The 20574-nt window shown below is 65.0% G+C and carries 14 protein-coding genes; 4 read left to right on the top strand and 10 right to left on the bottom strand.

What is annotated here, in order from left to right:
- The first annotated feature begins 3 nt into the window (after positions 1–3).
- Both AC0IYS_RS27940 and AC0IYS_RS27935 read left to right on the top strand, forming a co-directional pair.
- Entirely contained in the window at positions 4–2496 is a 2493-nt protein-coding gene (locus AC0IYS_RS27940) for a TonB-dependent receptor plug domain-containing protein (protein ID WP_471708243.1), read from the top strand.
- Positions 2497–2631: 135 nt separating this feature from the next.
- Entirely contained in the window at positions 2632–3555 is a 924-nt protein-coding gene (locus AC0IYS_RS27935; RefSeq protein WP_471708241.1) for an alpha/beta hydrolase, read from the top strand.
- A 5-nt stretch (positions 3556–3560) separates the two neighbouring features.
- Here the strand turns inward: AC0IYS_RS27935 and AC0IYS_RS27930 are convergent, their stop codons facing one another.
- Positions 3561–3935 carry a nucleotide pyrophosphohydrolase gene (locus tag AC0IYS_RS27930; protein ID WP_471708240.1) on the bottom strand — a complete coding sequence of 125 codons (375 nt, stop codon included), beginning with the start codon at positions 3933–3935 and terminating at the stop codon, positions 3561–3563.
- A gap of 129 nt (positions 3936–4064) precedes the next feature.
- On the opposite strand from AC0IYS_RS27930, the gene AC0IYS_RS27925 reads away from it, so the two are divergent.
- Entirely contained in the window at positions 4065–4952 is an 888-nt protein-coding gene (locus AC0IYS_RS27925; protein ID WP_471708239.1) for a head GIN domain-containing protein, read from the top strand.
- Between the two features lie 117 nt (positions 4953–5069).
- On the opposite strand, the gene AC0IYS_RS27920 is transcribed toward AC0IYS_RS27925, so the two are convergent.
- Positions 5070–6968, bottom strand: coding sequence for a putative bifunctional diguanylate cyclase/phosphodiesterase (locus tag AC0IYS_RS27920; RefSeq protein ID WP_471708237.1), 1899 nt, complete (start codon positions 6966–6968; stop codon positions 5070–5072).
- Positions 6969–7070: 102 nt separating this feature from the next.
- Positions 7071–7727 (bottom strand): GIN domain-containing protein, encoded by a 657-nt coding sequence (locus AC0IYS_RS27915; protein ID WP_471708235.1) that lies wholly within the window; start codon positions 7725–7727, stop codon positions 7071–7073.
- Positions 7728–7958: 231 nt separating this feature from the next.
- Between AC0IYS_RS27915 and tcuC the strand changes: the two genes are divergently transcribed.
- Positions 7959–9272, top strand: a complete 1314-nt coding sequence (tcuC, locus tag AC0IYS_RS27910; protein ID WP_471708234.1) for a tricarballylate/proton symporter TcuC — start codon at positions 7959–7961, stop codon at positions 9270–9272.
- Between the two features lie 32 nt (positions 9273–9304).
- Here the strand turns inward: tcuC and AC0IYS_RS27905 are convergent, their stop codons facing one another.
- The 7 genes from AC0IYS_RS27905 to AC0IYS_RS27875 form a co-directional block, all read right to left on the bottom strand.
- Positions 9305–11899: a chemotaxis protein CheW gene (locus AC0IYS_RS27905; protein WP_471708233.1), complete on the bottom strand. Its 2595-nt coding sequence runs from the start codon at positions 11897–11899 to the stop codon at positions 9305–9307.
- Between the two features lie 113 nt (positions 11900–12012).
- Positions 12013–12303, bottom strand: coding sequence for a PsiF family protein (locus AC0IYS_RS27900; RefSeq protein ID WP_471708232.1), 291 nt, complete (start codon positions 12301–12303; stop codon positions 12013–12015).
- A 207-nt stretch (positions 12304–12510) separates the two neighbouring features.
- The gene (locus AC0IYS_RS27895; RefSeq protein ID WP_471708230.1) at positions 12511–15573 is read right to left on the bottom strand and encodes an NACHT domain-containing protein; all 3063 of its coding nucleotides are present in this window, start codon (positions 15571–15573) and stop codon (positions 12511–12513) included.
- Between the two features lie 176 nt (positions 15574–15749).
- Positions 15750–17285: a tryptophan halogenase family protein gene (locus AC0IYS_RS27890; RefSeq protein WP_471708229.1), complete on the bottom strand. Its 1536-nt coding sequence runs from the start codon at positions 17283–17285 to the stop codon at positions 15750–15752.
- A 12-nt stretch (positions 17286–17297) separates the two neighbouring features.
- A complete protein-coding gene (locus tag AC0IYS_RS27885) occupies positions 17298–18314 on the bottom strand; it encodes a cupin-like domain-containing protein (RefSeq protein ID WP_471708228.1) in 1017 nt (338 codons plus the stop codon).
- Entirely contained in the window at positions 18307–19017 is a 711-nt protein-coding gene (locus AC0IYS_RS27880; protein ID WP_471708227.1) for a SapC family protein, read from the bottom strand. The genes AC0IYS_RS27885 and AC0IYS_RS27880 overlap by 8 nt, the downstream gene beginning before the upstream one ends.
- Before the next feature lie 19 nt (positions 19018–19036).
- Positions 19037–20551, bottom strand: a complete 1515-nt coding sequence (locus AC0IYS_RS27875) for a tryptophan halogenase family protein (RefSeq protein WP_471708225.1) — start codon at positions 20549–20551, stop codon at positions 19037–19039.
- Between the last annotated feature and the right edge of the window lie 23 nt (positions 20552–20574).

Genomic DNA, 20574 nt, shown 5'->3' with positions numbered 1-20574 from the left:
AATATGCATAAGGCCACACTCAAGATCGGCGTCGCAGCCGTGTTGTCCACCCTGGCGATCGGCGCCGCTTCTGCAGCCAATGCGGCAGCCAATGCGGCAGCCAATCCGGCCGACGCGGTCGATGCTGCCGTCGAAGCGGCAGCCGCCGCGCCCGACGCCACGTCGGCCGGCTCGGTGATCGTCACCGGCACCCGCTCGAGCGGCATGAAGGCCGAGAACAGCGCCTCGCCGATCCAGGTGCTCGACTCGGCCTCGCTGATGCGCACCGGCCAGCCGGACCTGATCCAGGCGCTGGCGCAGAACCTGCCGTCGTTCACCGCGCAAGCCTTCGGCGGCGACACCGCCAACCTGACCTTGTCGGCCCGCCTGCGCGGCCTGAGCCCGAACAACACGCTGGTGCTGATCAACGGCAAGCGCCGCCACGGCACCGCCAACCTGGCCGTGCTGGGCGGCCCGTACCAGGGCGGCGCCGCGGCCGACCTGAACTTCATTCCGGTGTCGGCCATCGACCATATCGAGGTGCTGCAGGACGGCGCGGCCGCCCAATACGGCTCCGACGCCATCGCCGGCGTGATCAACATCATCCTCAAATCGAACGACCATGGCGGCACCGCCTCGGCCACCGGCGGCGGCTACTGGGACGGCGGCGGCAAGACCGTCGGCGGCTCGGCCAACGTCGGCTTCGAGCCTTTCAAGGACGCCTTCCTGAGCGTGACGGCCGAATCGAAGTACCACGACTTCAGCGACCGTGGCGGCATCGACCCGCGCCTGCTCGACGCCGGCAACCTGGCCGCCGCGCCGGGCATGACGTCGATCCCCGGCTACCCGTACCTGAACAAGATCCAGGGCGACGCCCAGTACCACCTGCAGGTGTTGGCGGCCAACTTCGGCTGGGACGTGACCAAGGACGTGCAGATCTACAGCATCGCCACCTACGGCGAGAAGGTCGCGCGCGCCTACGAGAACTACCGCCTGCCGACCCGTATTCCGAAAATGTACCCGCAGGGCTTCTCGCCGAAGGAAAAGATCAACCAGAAGGACTTCGGCTGGACCGGCGGCGTCAAGGGCAAGCTGGCCGAGTGGAACCTGGACCTGAGCACCACCTACGGGCGTGACAAGTCCGAGATCGGCGTCGAGGACTCGGCCAACGCCTCGCTGTTCGCCGACACCGGCTTCTCGCCGACGACCTTCAAGGCCGGCGCCTTCATCGCCAGCCAGCTCACCACCACGCTCGAGTCGAGCCGCGAATTCGACGTCGGCTGGAGCAAGCCGCTGACCTTCGCCGCCGGCGTCGAACACCGCATCGACAAGTACGAGATCCAGGCCGGCGACGCCGCCTCCCGCTACAAGGAGGGCTCGCAGTCGTATCCGGGCTTCTCGCTGACCGACGCCGGCAGCCACCGCCGCACCAACAAGGCCGCCTACATCGACATCGCCGGCAATCCGATCAAGGATCTGACGGTCGACCTGGCGGGGCGCTACGAGCACTTCTCCGACTTCGGCAGCGCCAGGGTCGGCAAGCTGACCTCGCGCTACGAACTGACGCCGACGGCGGCCGTGCGCGGCACCTTCAGCAACGGCTTCCGCGCGCCGACCCTGGCCGAATCGTACTACTCGGCCACCAACGTCGGCCCGACCAGCGCCTTCGTGCAGCTGGCCCCCAATTCGCCGGGCGCGCGCCTGGTCGGCGTCAACGGCCTCAAACCGGAGGCGTCGACCAACCTCAGTGTCGGCATGGTGCTCAACCCGGCCAGCAATTTGAATATCACGTTCGACGTCTACCAGATCAAGATCCGCGACCGCATCGTCGGTTCCGGCGCCTTGTACGGCTCGGGCGGCGCGGTCAACTCGCCGGCCGTGACGGCGGCCATCATCGCCAACGGCAACGTGCTCGATAGCACGGTCAGCCAGACCGGCATCAACATCTTCTCGAACGCGGTCAACACCCGCAGCCGGGGACTGGAGTTCGTCACGACGCTGAACGAGAACTACGGCGCCTACGGCCGCGTGGACTGGTCGATCGCGGCCAACTACAACAAGGTCGAAGTCACCAAGATCAACCAGGCGCCGACGCAGCTGCTGCCGCAAACCTTGCTCGACAAGACCGCCATCTCGAACCTGGAGACGGCCTCGCCGAAGATGCGCGTGAACCTGGGCGCGCTGTGGAAGATCGGCGACTGGACCATCAACCTGCGCGAAGCGATCTACGGCAAATCGAACGACTACGGCAGCGAGGACGGCTCGGTCTATCACAAGACCGAGATCAAGGCCAAGGCGATCACCGATCTGGAGGTGGGATACAAGGTCAATCCGGCGTGGTCGGTGGCGGTGGGGGCCAACAATCTGTTCAACACCTACCCGAACGGCGTCAATCCGGCGCTGCTGGCCGACCAGCGCGCCGCGCTGGACAACGCGGCGGTGACGGTGCTGCCATCGTTCTCGCCGTTCGGCATCAACGGCGGATACTACTACGTGCGGGCCAACTACAAGTGGTGATCCGCTGACGCGGCAACCCGCACCCCCGCCAGAGGGGTCGTACCCAGTGGGGTACGACCCCGGTGGTACACGCCGTGCGGGTTTAGCTTTCGCCTTGTTGGTGTAGCATGGCGGCTTCACACCACGGAGCGTCGCATGTTGAAAACAATGGGCAGGACCCTGCTGGCCGCCGCCATCGCAGGCCACGTGGGCGGCGCGGCCGCCGCGCCGATGACTCTACAGGACTACCTGGCCCTGGCCGGTCCCGCCCCCAGCCTGCACGTGGCCTACGGCGCCGCGCCTTCCCAGTTCGCCGAACTGTTCGCGCCGGGCGGCGACGGCCCGTTCCCGGTCGCGGTGGTCATCCACGGCGGCTGCTGGACCAAGGAATTCGGCGGCATCACGCAGATGCGCAACATCGCCGGCGACCTGCTGCGCCACGGCGTGGCGGTGTGGAACGTCGAATACCGCCGCTTCGACGAGGAGGGCGGCGGCTATCCCGGCATGTACCTCGACGTCGCCACCGCGATGGACCGCCTGCGCGCGCTGGCGCCGGCCCACCGGCTCGACCTGTCGCGCATCGTGCTGGTCGGGCACTCGGCCGGCGGCCACCTGGCCCAATGGGCCGGCGCGCGCGCGCGCCTGCCGCGCAGCAGCCCCCTTTACGTGGCCGATCCGCTGCCGGTGCCCACCGTGATCAGCCTGGGCGGCCTGGCCGACCTGCGCAACGAGGCGGCCCTGATCAAGACCAGCTGCGAGCGCGACACCGCGCAGCTGGCCGGCACGCCAAGCGCCGAGCGGCCGGACGTCTTCGCCGACACCTCGCCGGCCGAGATGCTGCCCTCCGGCGTGCGCACGGTGCTGATCCACGGTGAATTCGACACCGTGTCGCCGATCCGGGCCGGACACGATTACGCGCGCCGCGCCAACGCCGCCGGCGACGCGGCGGAGGTGGTCCTGCTGCCGGGAGGGAGCCACTACGACGAGGTGGCGGCGACGTCGCCGTCGTGGTCCATCGTCTCGGCCCAAATCCGCAAGGCGCTCGGCATCGGCCAGCCCCCGGCTGCGGCGCCGCGTTAAATCCTTTAGTATTCGGTCGACTTGCGGGCGTCGCCGCGTACCCGGTCGGCCGGGTACTTGGCCGCGTTGAGCGCTATTTTCTCCAGCGCCGCCGCGCGCAGGTCGACGCCGGTCTTGTCGGCCAGCTGGACCAGGTAGAGCAGCACGTCGGCCAGCTCGTGGCGGATGCCGGCGCGTTTGGCGTCATCGAGTTCGTCGTCGGCACCGGTGCGCAGCCACTGGAAATGCTCGGCCAGCTCCGCCACCTCGACCGACAGCGCCATCGCCAGGTTTTTCGGGGTGTGGAACTGTTCCCAATCGCGCTCTTGGGCGAAGGCGCGGGTCAGGTCGCGCAGCGCTAAGAGGGTATCGGCGGCAGGGGAGGTGGGTTTGGTATCCATGGCCGCAATGGTAGCACCATCCGTTTTGCGCTTCATTCCCCGTTTTCGACGGTTTGTCGCATGGCGCGGGCGCGGACCCGGGCCGCTGGCTATAGTGACAACACTATAAAACTTCACGGATAACCGATCATGCGCCGCTCCGCCATCGCCTTCGCCACCATCGCCGCCTTCTCCACCCTGGCCACCCTCGCCGGCTGCGCCGTCATCGTCATCCCGGAGGACGGCAGCATGCAGTACAAATCGTTCGGCGGCAGCGCGGTCGAGGGCAACGGGCAGGGCGCCGTCGAACGGCGCGACGCGGTCGTCGCCGCCAATGTCGACGGCATCGACATCAATGGTCCGCTGCAGGTCGAGGTGCGGGTCGGCGAGGCGGCCTCGCTGCAGGTCGAAGGCGACAGCAACCTGCTGCCGCTGCTGCGCACCGACGCCAGCGGCGGCACCTTGCGCGTCTGGGTCGAGGGCAGCGTGCGCGCTTCCAACCCGCTGCGGGTGGTCTACACCACGCCGCAGCTGCGCCGCATCCAATCGAACGGCTCCGGGCGCCTGTCGGTCACCGGACTGAATGGCGGCACCTTGAACCTGAGCCAGAACGGTTCGCGCGCGGTGCAACTGGCCGGCAATGTCAGCCGGCTGGAGGCGCGTCTGAACGGTTCCGGCAGTGTCGATGCGAACGGCCTGCAAAGCGGCTCGACCCTGGCCAGCCTGAATGGCTCCGGGCGGCTCAACCTGGGCAACCTGCAGGGCGAGACCTTGAATCTGGAATTGCACGGCTCCGGCGGCGTCAACGCCAGCGGCAGCGTGCGCAGCATGATCGTGCGCCTGTACGGCTCCGGCAGCGCCGACCTGGCCGGCCTGGCCAGCCAGAGCGCGGAACTGAGCACGCACGGTTCGGGCAGCATCTCGGCCGCCGTCAGCCAATCGCTGGTGGCCGACGCCAACGGCTCCGGCAGGGTCACGGTGTATGGCAACCCGGCCCAGCGCAGCGTCAGCGGCAAGCGGGTGAGCGTGCTGCAGTGAGAGACACGCCCACGGAATGAAGCATCCATCTGAAACACGTAGGGCGGATTAGCGTAGCGTAATCCGCCAGTGCATGCGCCGTCGACGGCTCACAGATGGCGGATTACGGCGTTCCGCCTAATCCGCCCTACGTGTTTCCACGGTTTCTCCAAGGAGCTCGATCATCTGCGCCAGCGGCATCGGCCGCCCGTACAGGTAACCCTGCAAACACGGGCAATCGTGGCCGATCAGGAAATCGGCCTGCGCCCGCGTCTCCACGCCCTCGGCCACCACGTGCAGCCCCAGATGACCGGCCATCGCCAGGATCGACTGCACCAGCGCCGCGCTGCTGCCGTCGTCCGGCGCGTCGATGATGAAGCTGCGGTCTATCTTGAGCTCATACAGCGGCATTTTTTTCAGGTACGCCAGGCTGGAATAGCCGGTGCCGAAATCGTCGATTGAAAAGCGCAGCCCCAGCGCCGCCAGTTGATGCATGCGTGCGATGGTCTCATCCAGTTTGTCGATCAGCAGGCCCTCCGTCACCTCCAGTATCAGCCGGTCGGCGGGCGCGCCGGTGTCGGCCAGGGTGCGCTGCACCAGCGCGACGAAATCGGGCTGGCGGAACTGGCTGGGACTGACGTTGACCGACAGCGGCATCGACAGGCCGGCGCGCTCGAGCAGCAGCACCGCTTCGCAGGCCTGGCGCAGCGCCCAAGCGCCCAGCGCCAGGATCAGTCCCGACTCCTCGGCCACCGGGATGAAGACGGACGGCGGCACCATCGCGCCGTCGGCCAGCGGCCAGCGCATCAGCAGCTCGCCGCCGATGGCGCGGCCGTCGCGGTCGACCTGCGGCTGCACGTGCATTTGCAATTCGCCCTTGGCCAGCGCGGTGGCCAGGTCGCGCTCCATCGACAGGCGCTGTTCGACCGCCGTCTGCATCGCCATCTCGAAGAAGGCGATGCCGTTGCGGCCCTCGGCCTTGGCGCGGTACATCGCCGTATCAGCCTCGCGCAGCAGGTCGTGCGCGCTTTGTTCCTCCTGCCGCCCCTGGCCTGGCTTGGGGAGCATCGTCACGCCGATGCTGGCGGTTGAAATGTACAGCTGGCCGTCGATCTCGAACTCCTGGCCGATGGTGACGCGGACCTTTTCGGCCACCGCGCGCGCGGCGTGGGTGGCGCTCTCCAGATCGTCGGCCAGGTGCGCCAGCACCACCACGAACTCGTCGCCGCCGATGCGCGCCACGGTGTCGGCCTTGCGCACCAGCTGGCTCAAGCGTCCGGCCGCCTTGCATAGCAGCGCGTCGCCGATCGCGTGGCCGCGCGCGTCGTTGATGGTTTTGAAGCGATCGAGATCGACGAACATCACCGCGCTGAAGGTGGCGCTGCGCGCGGAGCTGGCCAGCAGCGTGTCGATGCGGTCCATCAGCAGGCGGCGGTTGGGCAGGCCGGTGAGCACGTCGAAGAACGCCAGCCGCTCCAGCGAATCGGCGCCGTCGCGCAGCTCGTCGAACGAGCGCGCCAGCTGCTGCAGCAGCACCGCGCACGACAACGTCAGCACCGCCGTGATGAACATGAAATTGATCGAGATGATGGCCGACTTGAGGAAGGCGTGGTCCGGCATGCCCTCGATCTGCAGCTTGGCGTTTTCCTCGAAACCGAGCACCATCACCGCCAGTCCGGCCAGCAGCAGCATCCACAGCGCCGGGCGCAGTCCGAGCAGCAGCGCGGCGAGCACCGGGATGGCCAACAAATAGATCTGGCTGACCGGTCCGATCTTGAGCAGCAGGCCGACACCGACCGCGAAGGCGACGGCCAGGAAGTTGAACACGCGGACGGTGTAGGCGACCTGGCGCAGCAGCAGGATGGCGCCGATCCACGACAGCGCGATGACGTCGACGACGACGATGGACCACATGCCCTCGCTGACGGCCAGCAGCATGCTGGGAACGGCCGTGGCCAGTCCCAGCAGGAAGACGATCAGCAGCAGCTTGGCGAAAATCCGCGCGCGCCAGTGCGCGATGTCGTTCGGCGCAGCCACGTTAGCGGTCTCCCCGGTGCAATGGATCGATTGTTATTGGTCTATGGTGATCCTGATGGTACCCGCAATCGCAACGCGTGTCACCGGGCCGGCGGCCCCGTTTCAGTCCCTGGCGTTGACGCTGCCGATGCCCGACACCGATTTGTTGACCGTTTTCGGCTTGCCGAAATAATCCAGGGAGCCCATGCCCTTGGCCACGGCGTTGAGCAGATCGCTGGCGTAGACGCTGACGCTGCCCACGCCTTCGAAGTTGACGTCGACACGCTCGGCGTGCAGCGCCTTGGTGTCGACCTGGCCGACGCCCTTGGCGTTCAGGCGCAGGTACTTGACTTTGCCGCTGGCCGACAGCAGGCCGGCGCCCAGGTAGCCGATGTCGAGGCGGTCGGTGTTGACGTGGCTGATGACGGTTTCGCCGGCGCCTTCCACCTTCACCCGGCTCAGGGTCGGCACGGTGATGGTGATGCGCGGCGCGCCCTTGCCGCCGTCGTAAGTCTTGTCGGACATGGTGATCTGCAGTTCATTGTCGACCACCGTGGTTTTGAGTTCGGCGATGAACTTGTCGTCGCCGCGCACCACCACCGACTGCGTCTTGCCCGCTTCGACCGTCATCGCGAACGCGCCCTTGGCGTTGACGGCGATGAACGGCGGCAGCACGCGCACCGATTCGGCCGCCAGCGCCGGGGCGCCCACGGCGTACAGGGTGGCGCCCAGGGCGGCGACAAGGGCAGTGGTCAGGACGGCGGAAGCGGTGCGGCGCATGGTGAATCCTTGATGGTTTGTTCAATGGTTACTTATTTTGATAACGTTGATTTTACTGAACTTGGCCGCCGGGGCCGACAACTTTGCGACGAACTGCAAAAAAGTGGCGATGTGTTGCGCTGCGGCTACATTTGGCCGCGCGGCGCCGTCCGGCCCAAGCTCGCTAGCGTCGAGCAAGTCAGGTCCAAAGCGCGTATGATCCCGAACAAACCGTACCGCACCGAGGACCCCATGACATCCACCGCCTTACAAAAAAACGCGCAATCCCGCCCCGGCACCGTTTTCCGCGTCGTCAGCGGAAATTTCATGGAGATGTTCGACTTCTTCCTGTTCGGGTTCTACGCCACCGCCATCGCCAACGCCTTCTTCCCGGCGGGCGACGAGCTGGCGTCGCTGATGATGACCTTCATGACCTTCGGCGCCGGCTTCCTGATGCGGCCACTGGGCGCCATCTTCCTCGGCGCCTATGTCGACCGCGTCGGCCGCCGCAAGGGGTTGATCGTCACCTTGGCGCTGATGGCCATGGGCACCTTGCTGATCGCCTGCGTGCCGGGCTACGCCACCATCGGTTACGCGGCGCCGCTGCTGGTGCTCACCGGTCGCCTGCTGCAAGGCTTCTCGGCCGGCGTGGAACTGGGCGGCGTATCGGTCTACCTGGCCGAAATGGCGACGCCGGGCCGCAAGGGCTTTTATGTCAGCTGGCAGTCGGCCAGCCAGCAGGTCGCCGTGGTGGCCGCCGCCGCGCTGGGCTTCGGCTTGAACAAGTGGCTCACGCCGGCGCAGGTGGGCGAGTGGGGCTGGCGCATTCCGTTCTTCGTCGGCTGCATGATCGTGCCGGTGCTGTTCGTGATCCGCCGCTCGCTGCAGGAAACCGAGGAGTTCAAGGCGCGCAAGCACCGCCCCGAGGTCAAGGAGATTTTCCGCTCGATGCTGAACAACTGGGCGCTGGTCATCTCCGGCATGATGCTGGTGGCGATGACCACCGTGTCGTTCTACCTGATCACCGTTTATACGCCGACCTTTGGCAAGAGCGTGCTGCACCTGACCACCAGCGCGGCGCTGATCGTCACCCTGTGCGTCGGTGTGTCCAACTTCATTTGGCTGCCGGTGATGGGCGCCTTGTCGGACCGCGTCGGCCGCCGTCCGCTGTTGCTGTGCTTTTCGGCGCTGGCGATCCTGACCGCGTATCCGGCGCTGCACTGGCTGGTCAATTCCCCCAGCTTCGCCCACATGCTGGAAGTGGAACTGTGGCTGTCCTTCCTGTACGCCAGCTACAACGGCGCGATGGTGGTGGCTCTGACCGAAGTGATGCCGGTGGAAGTGCGCACGGTCGGTTTCTCGCTGGCCTACAGCCTGGCGACGGCGGTATTCGGCGGCTTCACGCCGGCGATCGCCACGGGCCTGATCGAATACACGGGCGACAAGAGCGCGCCGGGTTGGTGGATGACCTTCGCCGCCGCCTGCGGCCTGTGCGCCACGCTGATCCTGTACCGCCGCCAGCGCCTGCAGGATGCTGAAACCCCGGCCGGAAAGATGGCCGCTTAAGCAGACGAAGAATCGCGCGCGGCCTGCCGCCGTCAGGTGCGCAGGCGCGCGAACAGGCGCTCGATATCGAGTTCCTGTATCAGCAGACTGCCCTGGTTGGCCTTGATCAGGCGTGGCGCCAGCGTCGACTCGCCAGACCCCAGGGGCGATTCGGTCATGTCGCTGGCGTCGAACTGCTGCACCGAATGCAGATCGTCGACCAGCAGGCCGACGGTGCTGTCGCCCAGGTGCACCAGCATCACCTGGCTGTTGTCGGTCACGACACCGGCTTTGCCGGTCGCCAGCAGCGCGAGGTCGAACACCCACACAAAATGTTTTTTACCGCCGGCCAGCGGCACGTCCAGCATGCCGAGGCGAGCCGGGTTGTTGCCGGCCGCCTTATTCACCTTGGCGAAGGGCACGGCCTCCTGTATCCGCGCCGCCTTCAGCGCCATCAGGGTGCGGCCGGCGTAGAAGATGGCGAAATCCGGGCCGGTGTCGCTGCGGCGCTCGATCTGCGCGGACGGCACCGGCATCGCCGATTTATCGCGCTCCGGGCCGAACGATTCGATCAGCACCGATAGCACCGGTTGCTCGATGTCCGCGTTGGCGCCGGCACGGAACTCGCGATATCCCGAGGCGCGCGTGCACGCCGCGATCACATATTGGCCGCCATGCAGCATGATGCGCGCGACGCTGGCGCCGTCGCCTTCGCCGTTATAGGCCGCCGCCAACAGGCCGGCGTCCAGCGCCAGGGTATCGCCGGGCGCGCAAGCCGGGTCGGTGGACGACAGGATGCGGCGTTCCGGCGTGATGAAGAAGGCGTGCATGTTCGGGCGTCCGGCCACGCCGCTGTGTAGCATGTTGAGCAGCTCGGGACGCGAATCGAACACGATGCCGATGCCGCCCACCACCGTGGAGGTTTGTTCCGGATGACGGATCGCGGCGTGATAAATGAAAGTCGGCTCGCCGCCGTACAAGGCCGATGGCATGAACGGCTCGGGATAGTGATCCAGTTCGCCGCGCAGCGCGCAAACGCGGCCCAGCGTGGCGCCATCGATATGGGTGCCGATGCTGGTCGGTTCTTCATCGCTTTCGCCGGTGCTGGCGACGATGCGGCCGGTGCGGTCGTAGACGAACAGGCGCGCGTAGACGGTGTACAGGCTGTTGATGTAGGCGAGGACCTCGCTCATCGCGGTCGCTTGGTCGGCGGAAGGATAGGCCAGGCCGCGCCGCAGCTGCGCCGTCAACGCCCACCAGCGGCAATCGTTGGCGCGTTCGTACAGATTGCGGTCCAGCATATCGACCAGCAGCCGCGAGGTCAGTTCGGCCTCGCTGATGCTGGCGGTGAGGACGGTCTGGTACAGGTCCTGGATCGAACGCGAAAAAATCGCATCGCTGCGGCCACCGGTCTCGGTGATCTGATCGAGCACGGTATTGAGCTTGTTGACATTGCCGTTGTGATGTCCGTGGCCTTGGTCGTCCACCTGGTCGTTGGCGGCGCTGGTGACCTTGCCGTTCCAGACGATGCGTTCGATGGTGCGGGTGGTGCGCGTCACCGCGCTCATTAACTCGTGCAGGGTGGGGCTGAAGGCCTGCGCGTGCGACAGCAGGCCCTCGATCAACCGCGGATCGACGCCGCCCAGCGCATCGGCGCCGGCGTTTCGGAAGGCCAGATCGACGGGCATCATCAACTGCCCCTTCCAGCCCGGCGGGCCGGGATAGCCCTGATAGCCGTCGGAGCGGAAGGTGCGCACCAGGTATTCGCGGCCGCCGAACATCAGCAGTTGCGGCGCGCCGTCGACATTGGTCGGCACCTTGACGCCGGCCGGTATCCACAGCTGATCGGCGCTGCTGATGACGCGGTCCTGCGCATCGAGCAGCAGCATGTTGGCGCGCTGCGACGGGTCGCGGTAGGACGCGAAGATGGCATCCATCTCCTGCTCGAAATTGAAGCAAAGGCATAGCACACCGGCCGGCTCGCCGCTGTCAGGGTGCAGCATGCGGTGCGAATAGACCAGCGCGCGCGGTTTACCGGGCCGCAGGTCGGTGGCGCGGAAGGTCTCCACATAGCCGGAAGCGGCCAGCGTTTCGGCCAGCAGCGGATCGCGGCTGTGCGATACCGGCGTGGCGGTATCGGCCTGCACCAGCACGCGCCCGTCCAGGTCCAGCAGCAGGATCTCGTCGTAGACGGTGTATTTGTCGCGGTAGTCGGACAGGCGCTGGCGGGCCGCTTGGATGCCGCCGTCGCCCGCACTTTCGTCACCTTCATCGCCATCGATCGCCGCGACAAAGCGGCACAGATTGACGTCGGTGGCCAGGAATCCGACATCGGCGGTGCGTTCGAACAGGTTGCGGACCAGGATATCGATCGCGTAGCGCGCCTGGGTGCCTAGGTCGGCCAGCACGTGGCGCACCTTTTCCTGCACCAGATTGGCGATCAGCGCCCGTTCCAGCTGCGCGAAACCGGTGCGCGTGGCCACCATCGCCGGCAGCAGCAGGCGCGCCTCGGCCGGACAATTCATCTTGGCCGACGACTCGATGAGCTGCCACATTTGATTCAGTTCGCGCAGCGACAATTCGCAGCGCGCGACGTCCGGCATATAAGGCAAAAAGGTGTCGGAGCTGGCGGCGAGTGGCGTTTTCATATCCTGGATTCGACACAAAAAAAGTATTTCCACTGCAATTTTTATGCCAGACAGGAAAGAGTCTGCCGCAAAAAAAAAACGCCACCCGGTGTGGATGGCGTTCGACCGCGCTGTTAAGCCTTGTTACTGAGACATGTTTTCATGAATGCCTTGCGCTCGTCGCCTTTTTTCCCGGTGGCGTCGGCATTACATTTTTTCATCTTGTCTTGCTGGGTCACTTTCGCTTCCGGCGCCGCAGGCTTCGCGCTCAGGCATTCCTTCATAAAGGCCTTACGCTCATCGCCTTTTTTCCCCGTCGCATCGGCGTTACAGGTTTTCATCTTGCTTTGCTGGGCTGTCGGCTCGGCGGCGAACACGGCGCCGCTCAGGGACAGGATCAGGCTGGCAACGAACAGTTTTTTCATCATGGTTTCCTCTGCGGTCAAATGCGAATGGTTGGGCTTGGGGCCACATGAAGACTATAACTGAAGATGCTGCCGCGAGGACAGTTTCCCGTCGCCATCCAGATTACGGCTCGGTAATTCTCACTTATTTTTCGACAAACATATTGGCTTGGCGCGACTGCACGAAGCGGGCGTCGTTGCCGACGGTGCCGTAGTTCCACGCTTTCGTCAGCGGTCCAGTTTGCGCCAGCGCGCTTCCAGCTTGGCCAACTCTGTGAGGACAGCACCGCAACGCGGGTTCAGCGTGAAGCCGTCCGGCCATGCGCCGCTGGGCGAGGTTTTGTGCTCCGCCAGTTTCGCCACCACGGCCATTTGATTTCGTGGGAGTTTGACTGTGCTCAGTGCGGTGACGATCTGCACGCGGGTGATATCGCCGCCGAGCGTGGCCAGTAAGGCGGGCAGGGCTCGTCGTTCGCGAACCTGCTGGACGACGGTAAACCCACCGAAAACAAGCATCGCTGCGGCGATCGCATATCCCATCGTCTCCGTCACCAGTTTTTGCGTCTCGGGTGCCATAAGGTTGATCAGTGTTGCCAGGATGAAGACTCCGACGGGAACGGCCGTGCAAATGAGTGAAATCTTCACCATCAGTTTCATTTTTGCTTCTACCGACAGGGCCATGAAGCCACGATAGGCGTGGACGATATGGATCGCGGATATCCAGTCCAGAGACAACAAGCCAAGTATTAGCAGCGACGTGGCCAGCGCTGGCCACTGATGGGGGGGCAGCAGAGCCGTTGCCGGCGCCAATCGTGCCAGTGTTGCTGTTTCTCCTGTGAGCAAGGTCCATGACGCCAGCGCGACCAAGGCCAAGGCCATCAGCTGTTGATGTAGCCGGAACAATGTGCCGGGCGCGAACATCGGGGAACCCGTCGGCACGTTGGGCTTGCGCGATTTTTTTGATGTGAAGGTTAGCGCGAGCTGGACGCTGAGCCGGTCCACACCCGCCAGGTAGAGCGCCGACAACATGAAGATAATCGCGATTTTCGGTACCAGCGCGGCGCCGGCCAGCACCGCCGCGACAGAGACGATCAGGCCGCGCCGGCGCCATCGCGCCAGACGGTGGGCGCCGTCCAGTGGCTCGGACAAGGCCAACGACAGCAGTAAAGCCTTTCGCTCGCGCCAAAACTGCAGCGCCGGCATTTTGATCAGGTAGTGGTTGATGCTTTGCCGCAGTTTGTCGGACAGCGCCGGCAGGTGGCGGCAGGCGCGGAACGCCGTTGTGCGCAGCCAGTCATTCGGCCCGGCCATGGCGAGGTGCAGCACCACGACCGCGTCGCCGTTGTCCAGCAAGCCGGTTGCTTCGAGACAGATATTGCTGCGGATGATGTCATCCTCGGCGATCGCCTGCTCGCTGACGAGTTTGCTGAGCGCCGGTGCGAACTCCGCCAGCGCGTCGCGCCGTGAGCGGAAGGCATCGATCAGGAAGCGCAGGCTGTGAATTCCGCGGCGGTCATCTGGTTTGCCCAGATGCATGTCGATTTCCTTCCAGCAGCGCCGCGCCAGATGGGCGGCGGAGGCATCGTCGCATAGCTGGGCGTACAGCACGGTCGCATCGCGTCCGCGCGAGTCGTCCAAAATGGTCTGGAACGGCGGCGGGCCGGGCTGGTCCAGCATGCGCGTGGTCACCAGGTATTCCAGGAAACGCCTGTGCACGAACGAGAAGGTGTGCGGTTCGGTCGTGCCCACCCGTCCGATTACCGCGTCGCACAGAATGTCGATGACGTGGTCGACCCGCGGGATTGTACTCTCGGCCACCAACAACGAGCGCGGCGCCTCCAGCCCGTAGGCCCCGTGGTCGAAGAGGAAGCAGGCGATCTGCTTTGCCGACGCCAGGACTTGGTCGACGCTGAGTCCATGCGGTTCGGTGCTATCGGTGGCGCGCTTGAGGCGGTCGGCGAAGTAGTGGCGGTAGAGCTGCTCCTGATTGTCCGGCAGCCTGTCATGGGCGCGCACCCACTGGGCCAACAGCGCCATCATGAACGGGTTGCGGACCACCGGCAGCCAGTCTGGCCGCTCGTGCAGCAGCTGTTTCTGTATCGCCTTGGTGAATCCGATGTGATGCGACATGGCCTGCTGGATGCCGACCTCCGTCAGCGGCCGGATCTCCAGTGTTTTCTCGGCGGCGAACAAGTGGGTGGGCCGGCGGAACATGCGCGACGCCAGCAGGCCGCGCGCGTTCTCGTGGCTGCGGATATAACGGGAAAACAGCTCGGAGAGCTGGCCGATGAGCCAGGAGTTCTCATCCTCGTCGAGCAATTCAGGAATCTCGTCGAAGGAATCGAAAATGAAGAACAGCCTTCCGTGCTTTCTCAATTCGTGAAAGTGGTTGTCGATGAACTCCTTGTCGAGGAGGCTGCCCTGCGATTTCAGCCGGTCGATGACGAAGGCGTCCAACTGCTCCAATGTGGGCGGGTTCTGTTCGCTCCAGCGTGGCTGGCCGTCGCTGGGCGGAAGCCATTCGCGCAGGTTAATGTAGACCGGCACGCGCCGGCTGCCCTTGACCTCCGCAAGCATGTCCCGGGCCAGCTTGCGCAGGGCGAAGCTTTTGCCACCGCCCGGATCGCCCAGCAGCAAAAACACCTTGGCCTTGCTTTCGGCGCGCAGCGCGGCCTGAAGGTTGACCACGCGGCCGCCGGGATGTCCGATGCGCGCGGCGGTCTCGACCTCGGCGTCCAGTTCCGCGTAACCCTGGCTCCAGCTCAGTTCTCGCTCCATATTTTCCAGGTCGAGAGACAGCATGCGGCAGAACTGTTTAAAGCGGCTTTCAAACGTCAGGTCGGGGAACTGCTTGCTCAAGGCTGTCGGATCGCGGCCGGCCAATGGTTTGTCGGACATATGCAAGCTTACCATCACCACCACGACGGCGCCCAGCGTCAACGACCATTCGCTCGCCTGGCTGGACCAATCGAGTTGGGCCAGCCACGGGGCCGCGTCGCCGAGGCCAGGGATGCCGTTCAGGGCTTGGGCGGCTAGGCCCAGGACGTCCCCGATCCAACTGCGGGGCATGGCAAGTGCGAAAAAACAAAAGATGGACGCCAGCCTTACCTTGACCGCACCGGCGCCGGGCGGCGCCAACGCAGGGCTGACGATCCACAGCACGGCGCAGATGAGGACGGCCATGGCGATTGCCATGACCGGCGCCAGCCACTTAAAGGCGACGAAGCCGCTGCCCAGGCAAATCGTGAGAACGACGCAGAGCCAGCGGAGCAGGGTGGAGGAGTTAGCCATCAGGAGCGATTATAGGAAAAACAAGATTTCCAATAATACGCGCAAAGATGCTTTTGGGCAATGATCCAAAACAACAACTCCGGTGTCAGGTCCACCAGTGCTGCACGGGCTGTACGTTAAAAGCCCTATAGGCCTGAGCTCGTGTAGAAATAGTGGACCTGACCCCGGAGTTGCTTTTAGGCGGCTTTGACCGATTCGGCGCGGCCGCAGTAGCGTTGGACGTAGGCCTGGTGCGTCGGCAGCTGCACCACCGTGCGGTCGACGTTGGATTTGATGTTGCCGAGGAATTGCCGGAGCTCTTCGTCGCCCATCAGGTCGGCCGTTTGGTGGTGCGAGCGTGGCATGATGCCTTGGCCGAGCATCACCTGGATCCACGAGTTTTCGGCGAACAGTTCGTTCGGGACGCGGAACACGCGGCCCGTTTCGCGGAAAAGATCGATGCGGTGCTTGAGCGAGTCCGGGATGCTCATCTCGCGGCAGTCGATCCAGAACTGCGAGTCGGTGCGGTTGTTGACGTGGTAGTGCAGGATGATGAAGTCGCGTATGTGCTCGATCTCGTGGTTGCACTGGGCGTTGTATTCCTCGATGTCGGTCTGGCGCACGCCGTCCGAGGGGAACATCTGCATCAACCGCACCACGCTGCGCTGGATCAGGTGGATGCTGGTCGATTCGATCGGTTCGAGGAAGCCGCTCGACAGACCGATGGCGACGACGTTGCCTTTCCAGGTTTGCTTGCGCTGGCACGGCTTGAACTTGATCACGCGCGGTTCGATCAGGGTGCGGCCTTCGACATTGGCCAGCAGTTGCTTGCGCGCCGTGTCGTCGTCCAGGTAGCGGCTCGAATAGACGATGCCGTTGCCGACGCGGTGCTGCAACGGGATGCGCCATTGCCAGCCCGCCTGGTGCGCCATGGAGCGCGTCAGTGGAATGGCGTCGTCCACCGATTCCGTTTGCACGGCGATGGCGCGGTCGCAGAACAGCCATTGCGACCAGTCCTCCATCGGTTCTTCCATCGCGTCGCCGATCAGCAGGCCGCGGAAGCCGGTGCAGTCGATGAACAAGTCGCCTTCGATCTCCTGACCCGATTCGAGCACGATCGAGCGCACGTCGCCGCGCCTTTCGCCTTCCTCATGTTTGGTGTAGCGGACGATCTTGCCCTCGATCCGCTGCACGCCGCGCGGTTCGCTCAGGCGGCGCAGGTATTTGGCGTAGCGGCTCGCGTCCAGGTGGTAGGCGTAGTTCATGCCGTTGTTGGGCAGGTGCGCGAAGCGGTGCTCCAGCGACGCTTTGAGCTCCAGGCAGTAGTCGCCGTAGTCGCCGGCCAGCCCGCGTTCGACGCCCTTGTGCCAGAAGTGCTGGAAGCCGGCCGTCCAGTGATCGACGCCGGTGAAGCCGAAGGAGTGGATGTAGTTCTCCTTGACGTTGCGCCATTCCTCGAAGGAGATGCCCAGCTTGAAGGTGGCCTGGGTCTCGGCCATGAATTCCTGCTCGTTGATCTCCAGCAGATTGTGGAAGTTCATCAGGGTCGGGATGGTCGCTTCGCCCACGCCGACCGTGCCGATTTCATCGGACTCGATCAGTTTGATGTCGAGGCGCTTGCCCAGCACCTTGGCGATGCCTGCGGCGACCATCCAGCCGGCGGTGCCGCCGCCGCAGATGACGACGCGGCGCACCGCTTGTCGTTTGTTCGACTCTTTGTTTTGGTCTTGCATTTGCCGGTCTCCTTAGCGGTTCAGCTTTTTTTGTATTTGGGCGCGCAACGCGCGCGCGCCGTCGGCCGTCAGTGGCGCCAGCACGTGGCGGGCCGCTTCGGGTATATGTTGCGCCGTTTCTTCGTCGGCTTCGAATATGTAGTGGCGGAAGACTTCCTGCCACGCCTTGCGTTGTTCCGGCGGCAGCCCGCGCATCGTCAGGAAGGCCGTCATCAGGGCGTTGGTCGGCGTGTCCATGAATTCCGGCGTGCGCTGCCACCAGTAGTTGACCAGCACATTGAAGGCGTCGAGCGCTTCGATGTGGTGCCACCACATGCTGGGGATGAACAGGGCGTCGCCCGGCCCGAGCACCGCGCTTTGCGCATGTTCCAGCGCCTCGGCGTAGCGCGGGTATTTGACGAAGTCCGGCTTCAGCATGTCCACCAGGCTGATGGCCTGGCCGGCCGGCGTGAAGTCGAGCGGGCCGATATACAGGTTCTTCAACTGCTCCGGCGGGAACAGCATGAAGCGCCGGTGGCCCGCCGCCACCACCGCCAGGTTGTCCGGCACGTCGTAGTGGGCGGCGATGCGGGTGCGGTTGCCGATCCAGATGCTCATCAAGGCGTCGCGGCCGCCCAGATCGAGGTCGTTGTGGTCGCGGAAGCCGGGCAGGCAGGTTTCGACGCTGGTCGAGCCCACGTACACGGTCGGCGGCTTCTCCATGTCGCGCTTGACGCGGATTTCATCGAGCACGCCGGTCAGCTTGGCGTGCACCGGATAGAAATTGAAGCCGCTCATGTCTTCGTTGTAGAAGAAGCGGCCCTCGGCCTCCGGTGGTCCCAGCATCGCGCCCACCGTGGCGCCGCTGGCGGCGTCGCCGTAGAAGCGGCGCAGGTAGGCGTCGCCCTGTTCGTGCGATTCGCGCGCCGCCCGCACCATCGGCCAGCCGGCGGCCACGCCGCGCAGCACGATCGGCTGGGTGGCGGTCAGGATGTCGTCGGTCAGCCCGTTCGGGCCGACGCCGGCGATTTCGCGTATCGCTTTAGGCATGGAGCGCGTTCTTGCGGTCGATCAGCGCGCGGAAGTTCGACAGCGACGCGAGCACCATGTAGATCGGATGCAGGTGGCCGCCCGCGTGCAGCTTGGCGATGACGTCGCCGCTCAAGCTTGCCAGCCGGTCCTCGTTGATCGTGTAGAAGCCGGCCAGGCGGTTTTGCGAGCCGTCGTCCAGGCCCACGTCGAGCACGAAGCTCTCCAGCAGCTCGTGCTCCACCAAGGTGGCCAGGAACAGCGGCATGTCCTGCATGCCGTTGTGGATCGCCGCCAGCAGCGAGTTGACGCGCTCCAGGTAATCGGTGGTGCCGCCGTGCGGCTTGAAGACTTCCTCGCCTTCGCTGTCGCTGACGCGCGGGTTCTCGATATCGATGTGGATCGTCATGTCCTGGCCATCGGGGCCGCCCATGCCGATCAGGAAGGGCTGGCGCTCGACCAGCATGGGGATGTAGACCGCGTCCCAGCGTTCGCCCTGCAGGAACAGGTTCTCGCCTTCCTGGAAGCCGAGCAGCGCGATCGGCTCGAAGCCCACGCCGTCGGTGGTCTGGCGGAACACGATCGGGTAGCACGCCTGGATGTTGCGGAATTCGGCGGGGAAGGTGGGCGCTGCCATCTGGGCGTCGCCGAAGCGCGCGCCGCGACGGGTGATCACGCGCAGGTTCTTGTGTTCGACGTTGTTGAGTAATACTGGTTTTGGCATGACTTGTCTCGAATGATAATTATGTGCGAAGGCCGTGGCGTTTGATGTGCTCTATCAGCTCGCGGTTGGTGGGAAGTGCGTCCAGCATCTTCTGTGTCAGGTTGGCCGCTTCGCGGAAATAGCCGTCGGCCATCGCCGCTTCGTGCGGATGCTGCTTGGTGAATTCGGTGGTGCGGCCCATGCCGTACAGGATGTACTGATAGCTGGCCGACGGGAACACTTCCTCGATGCGGTGGAAGTCGCTGCGCGAGGGCGCGCGGTGGCGCCACAGGGTCAGCAGCTCGCCCAGCCGCTCCGGCACGCCTTCTGCCGAGGTGTTGTCGCGCCAGTAGGCGCTGTCGCGGCGCTTGCTCAGCACGTAGTGCAGCTTGAGGAAGTCGATCACCCGCTCCCAGCGGTAGGTGAAGTGCTCGTTGAAGCGTTTGGCGACGATGTCCATCGCCGCGCGCGTGGCCGGCATGTCGTCGCTGACCATGGCTGCCGACATTTCCACCAGCGCCAGGGCCGACGCTTCCAGCGGCTCGATGAAGCCGGCCGACAAACCGATGGCGACGCAGTTGCGATGCCAGAATTTGGCGCGGTAGCCGGGCTCGAAGGTCAGCTTGCGCGGCGTCGGGATGTCCGCCGGTCCGCCGGTCGCGACGATATAGGCGCGCAATTCCGCCTCGGCCTGGTCGTCGCCGATGTACGCGCCGGAGTAGACGTGGCCGACGCCGCGCCGCGTCGGCAGGCCGATGTCCCAGATCCAGCCGGCGCTTTGCGCGGTCGACGAGGTTTGCGAGGCGATCGGATAGTTGTCGGCGGGGTAGGGGATTTGCACCGCCAGCGCCGAGTCGTTGTACAGCACGTGCTTTTGCGAAATGAAGTCGATGTCGTAGTGCTTGCCCAGCAGCAGCGATTGCATGCCGGTGCAGTCGATGAACAGGTCGCCTTCGAGCACGCCGTGGCGCTGCGTTTGCAGCGAGGCGATGTCGCCGTTGGCGGCGGAGTGGATGCCGGTGACATGGTCCGGCACGTAGCGCACGCCCAGGTTCTCCAGGCAATGCTTGCGCAGGAACAGGCCGAACTTGCCGGCGTCCAGATGGTAGCCGTAGTTGGCGACGGCGGCAAATTCCGGCGTGGCGGCCTGCTTGGGCGCCTTGCCGCGCGCGCACAGGTGCGGCTGGTAGCTGACCAGGTCGGCGAACGGCACGCCCGGATGCTGCGCCAGCCAGTGTTCCGGCATGTTCGCCTCGCCGTAGCCTTGCGGCAACACGAACGGGTGGAAGTAATAGTCGTTGTCGGCGCCGGTGCACCAGCGGTTGAAGCGCGAGCCCTGCTTGAACGAGGCGTCGCATTCGCGGAAAAAGTCGGATTCGGACACGCCAATGCGGCGCAAGGTGTCGCGCATGCTCGGCCAGGTGCCTTCGCCGACGCCGATCGGGGCGACATCGGGCGATTCGATCAGCGTGACCTGCAGTCCCTCGGGCGAGGTTGCGCGGTGTTCGGCCGCGATCAGGCCGGCGGTGAGCCAACCGGCCGATCCGCCACCCACTATCACTATCCGTCGGATCAGCT

The organism is Duganella sp. AC237 (assembly GCF_979254035.1).
The sequence above is the reverse complement of the archived record's forward strand: the minus strand, read 5'-3'. Positions and strand labels throughout refer to the sequence as shown.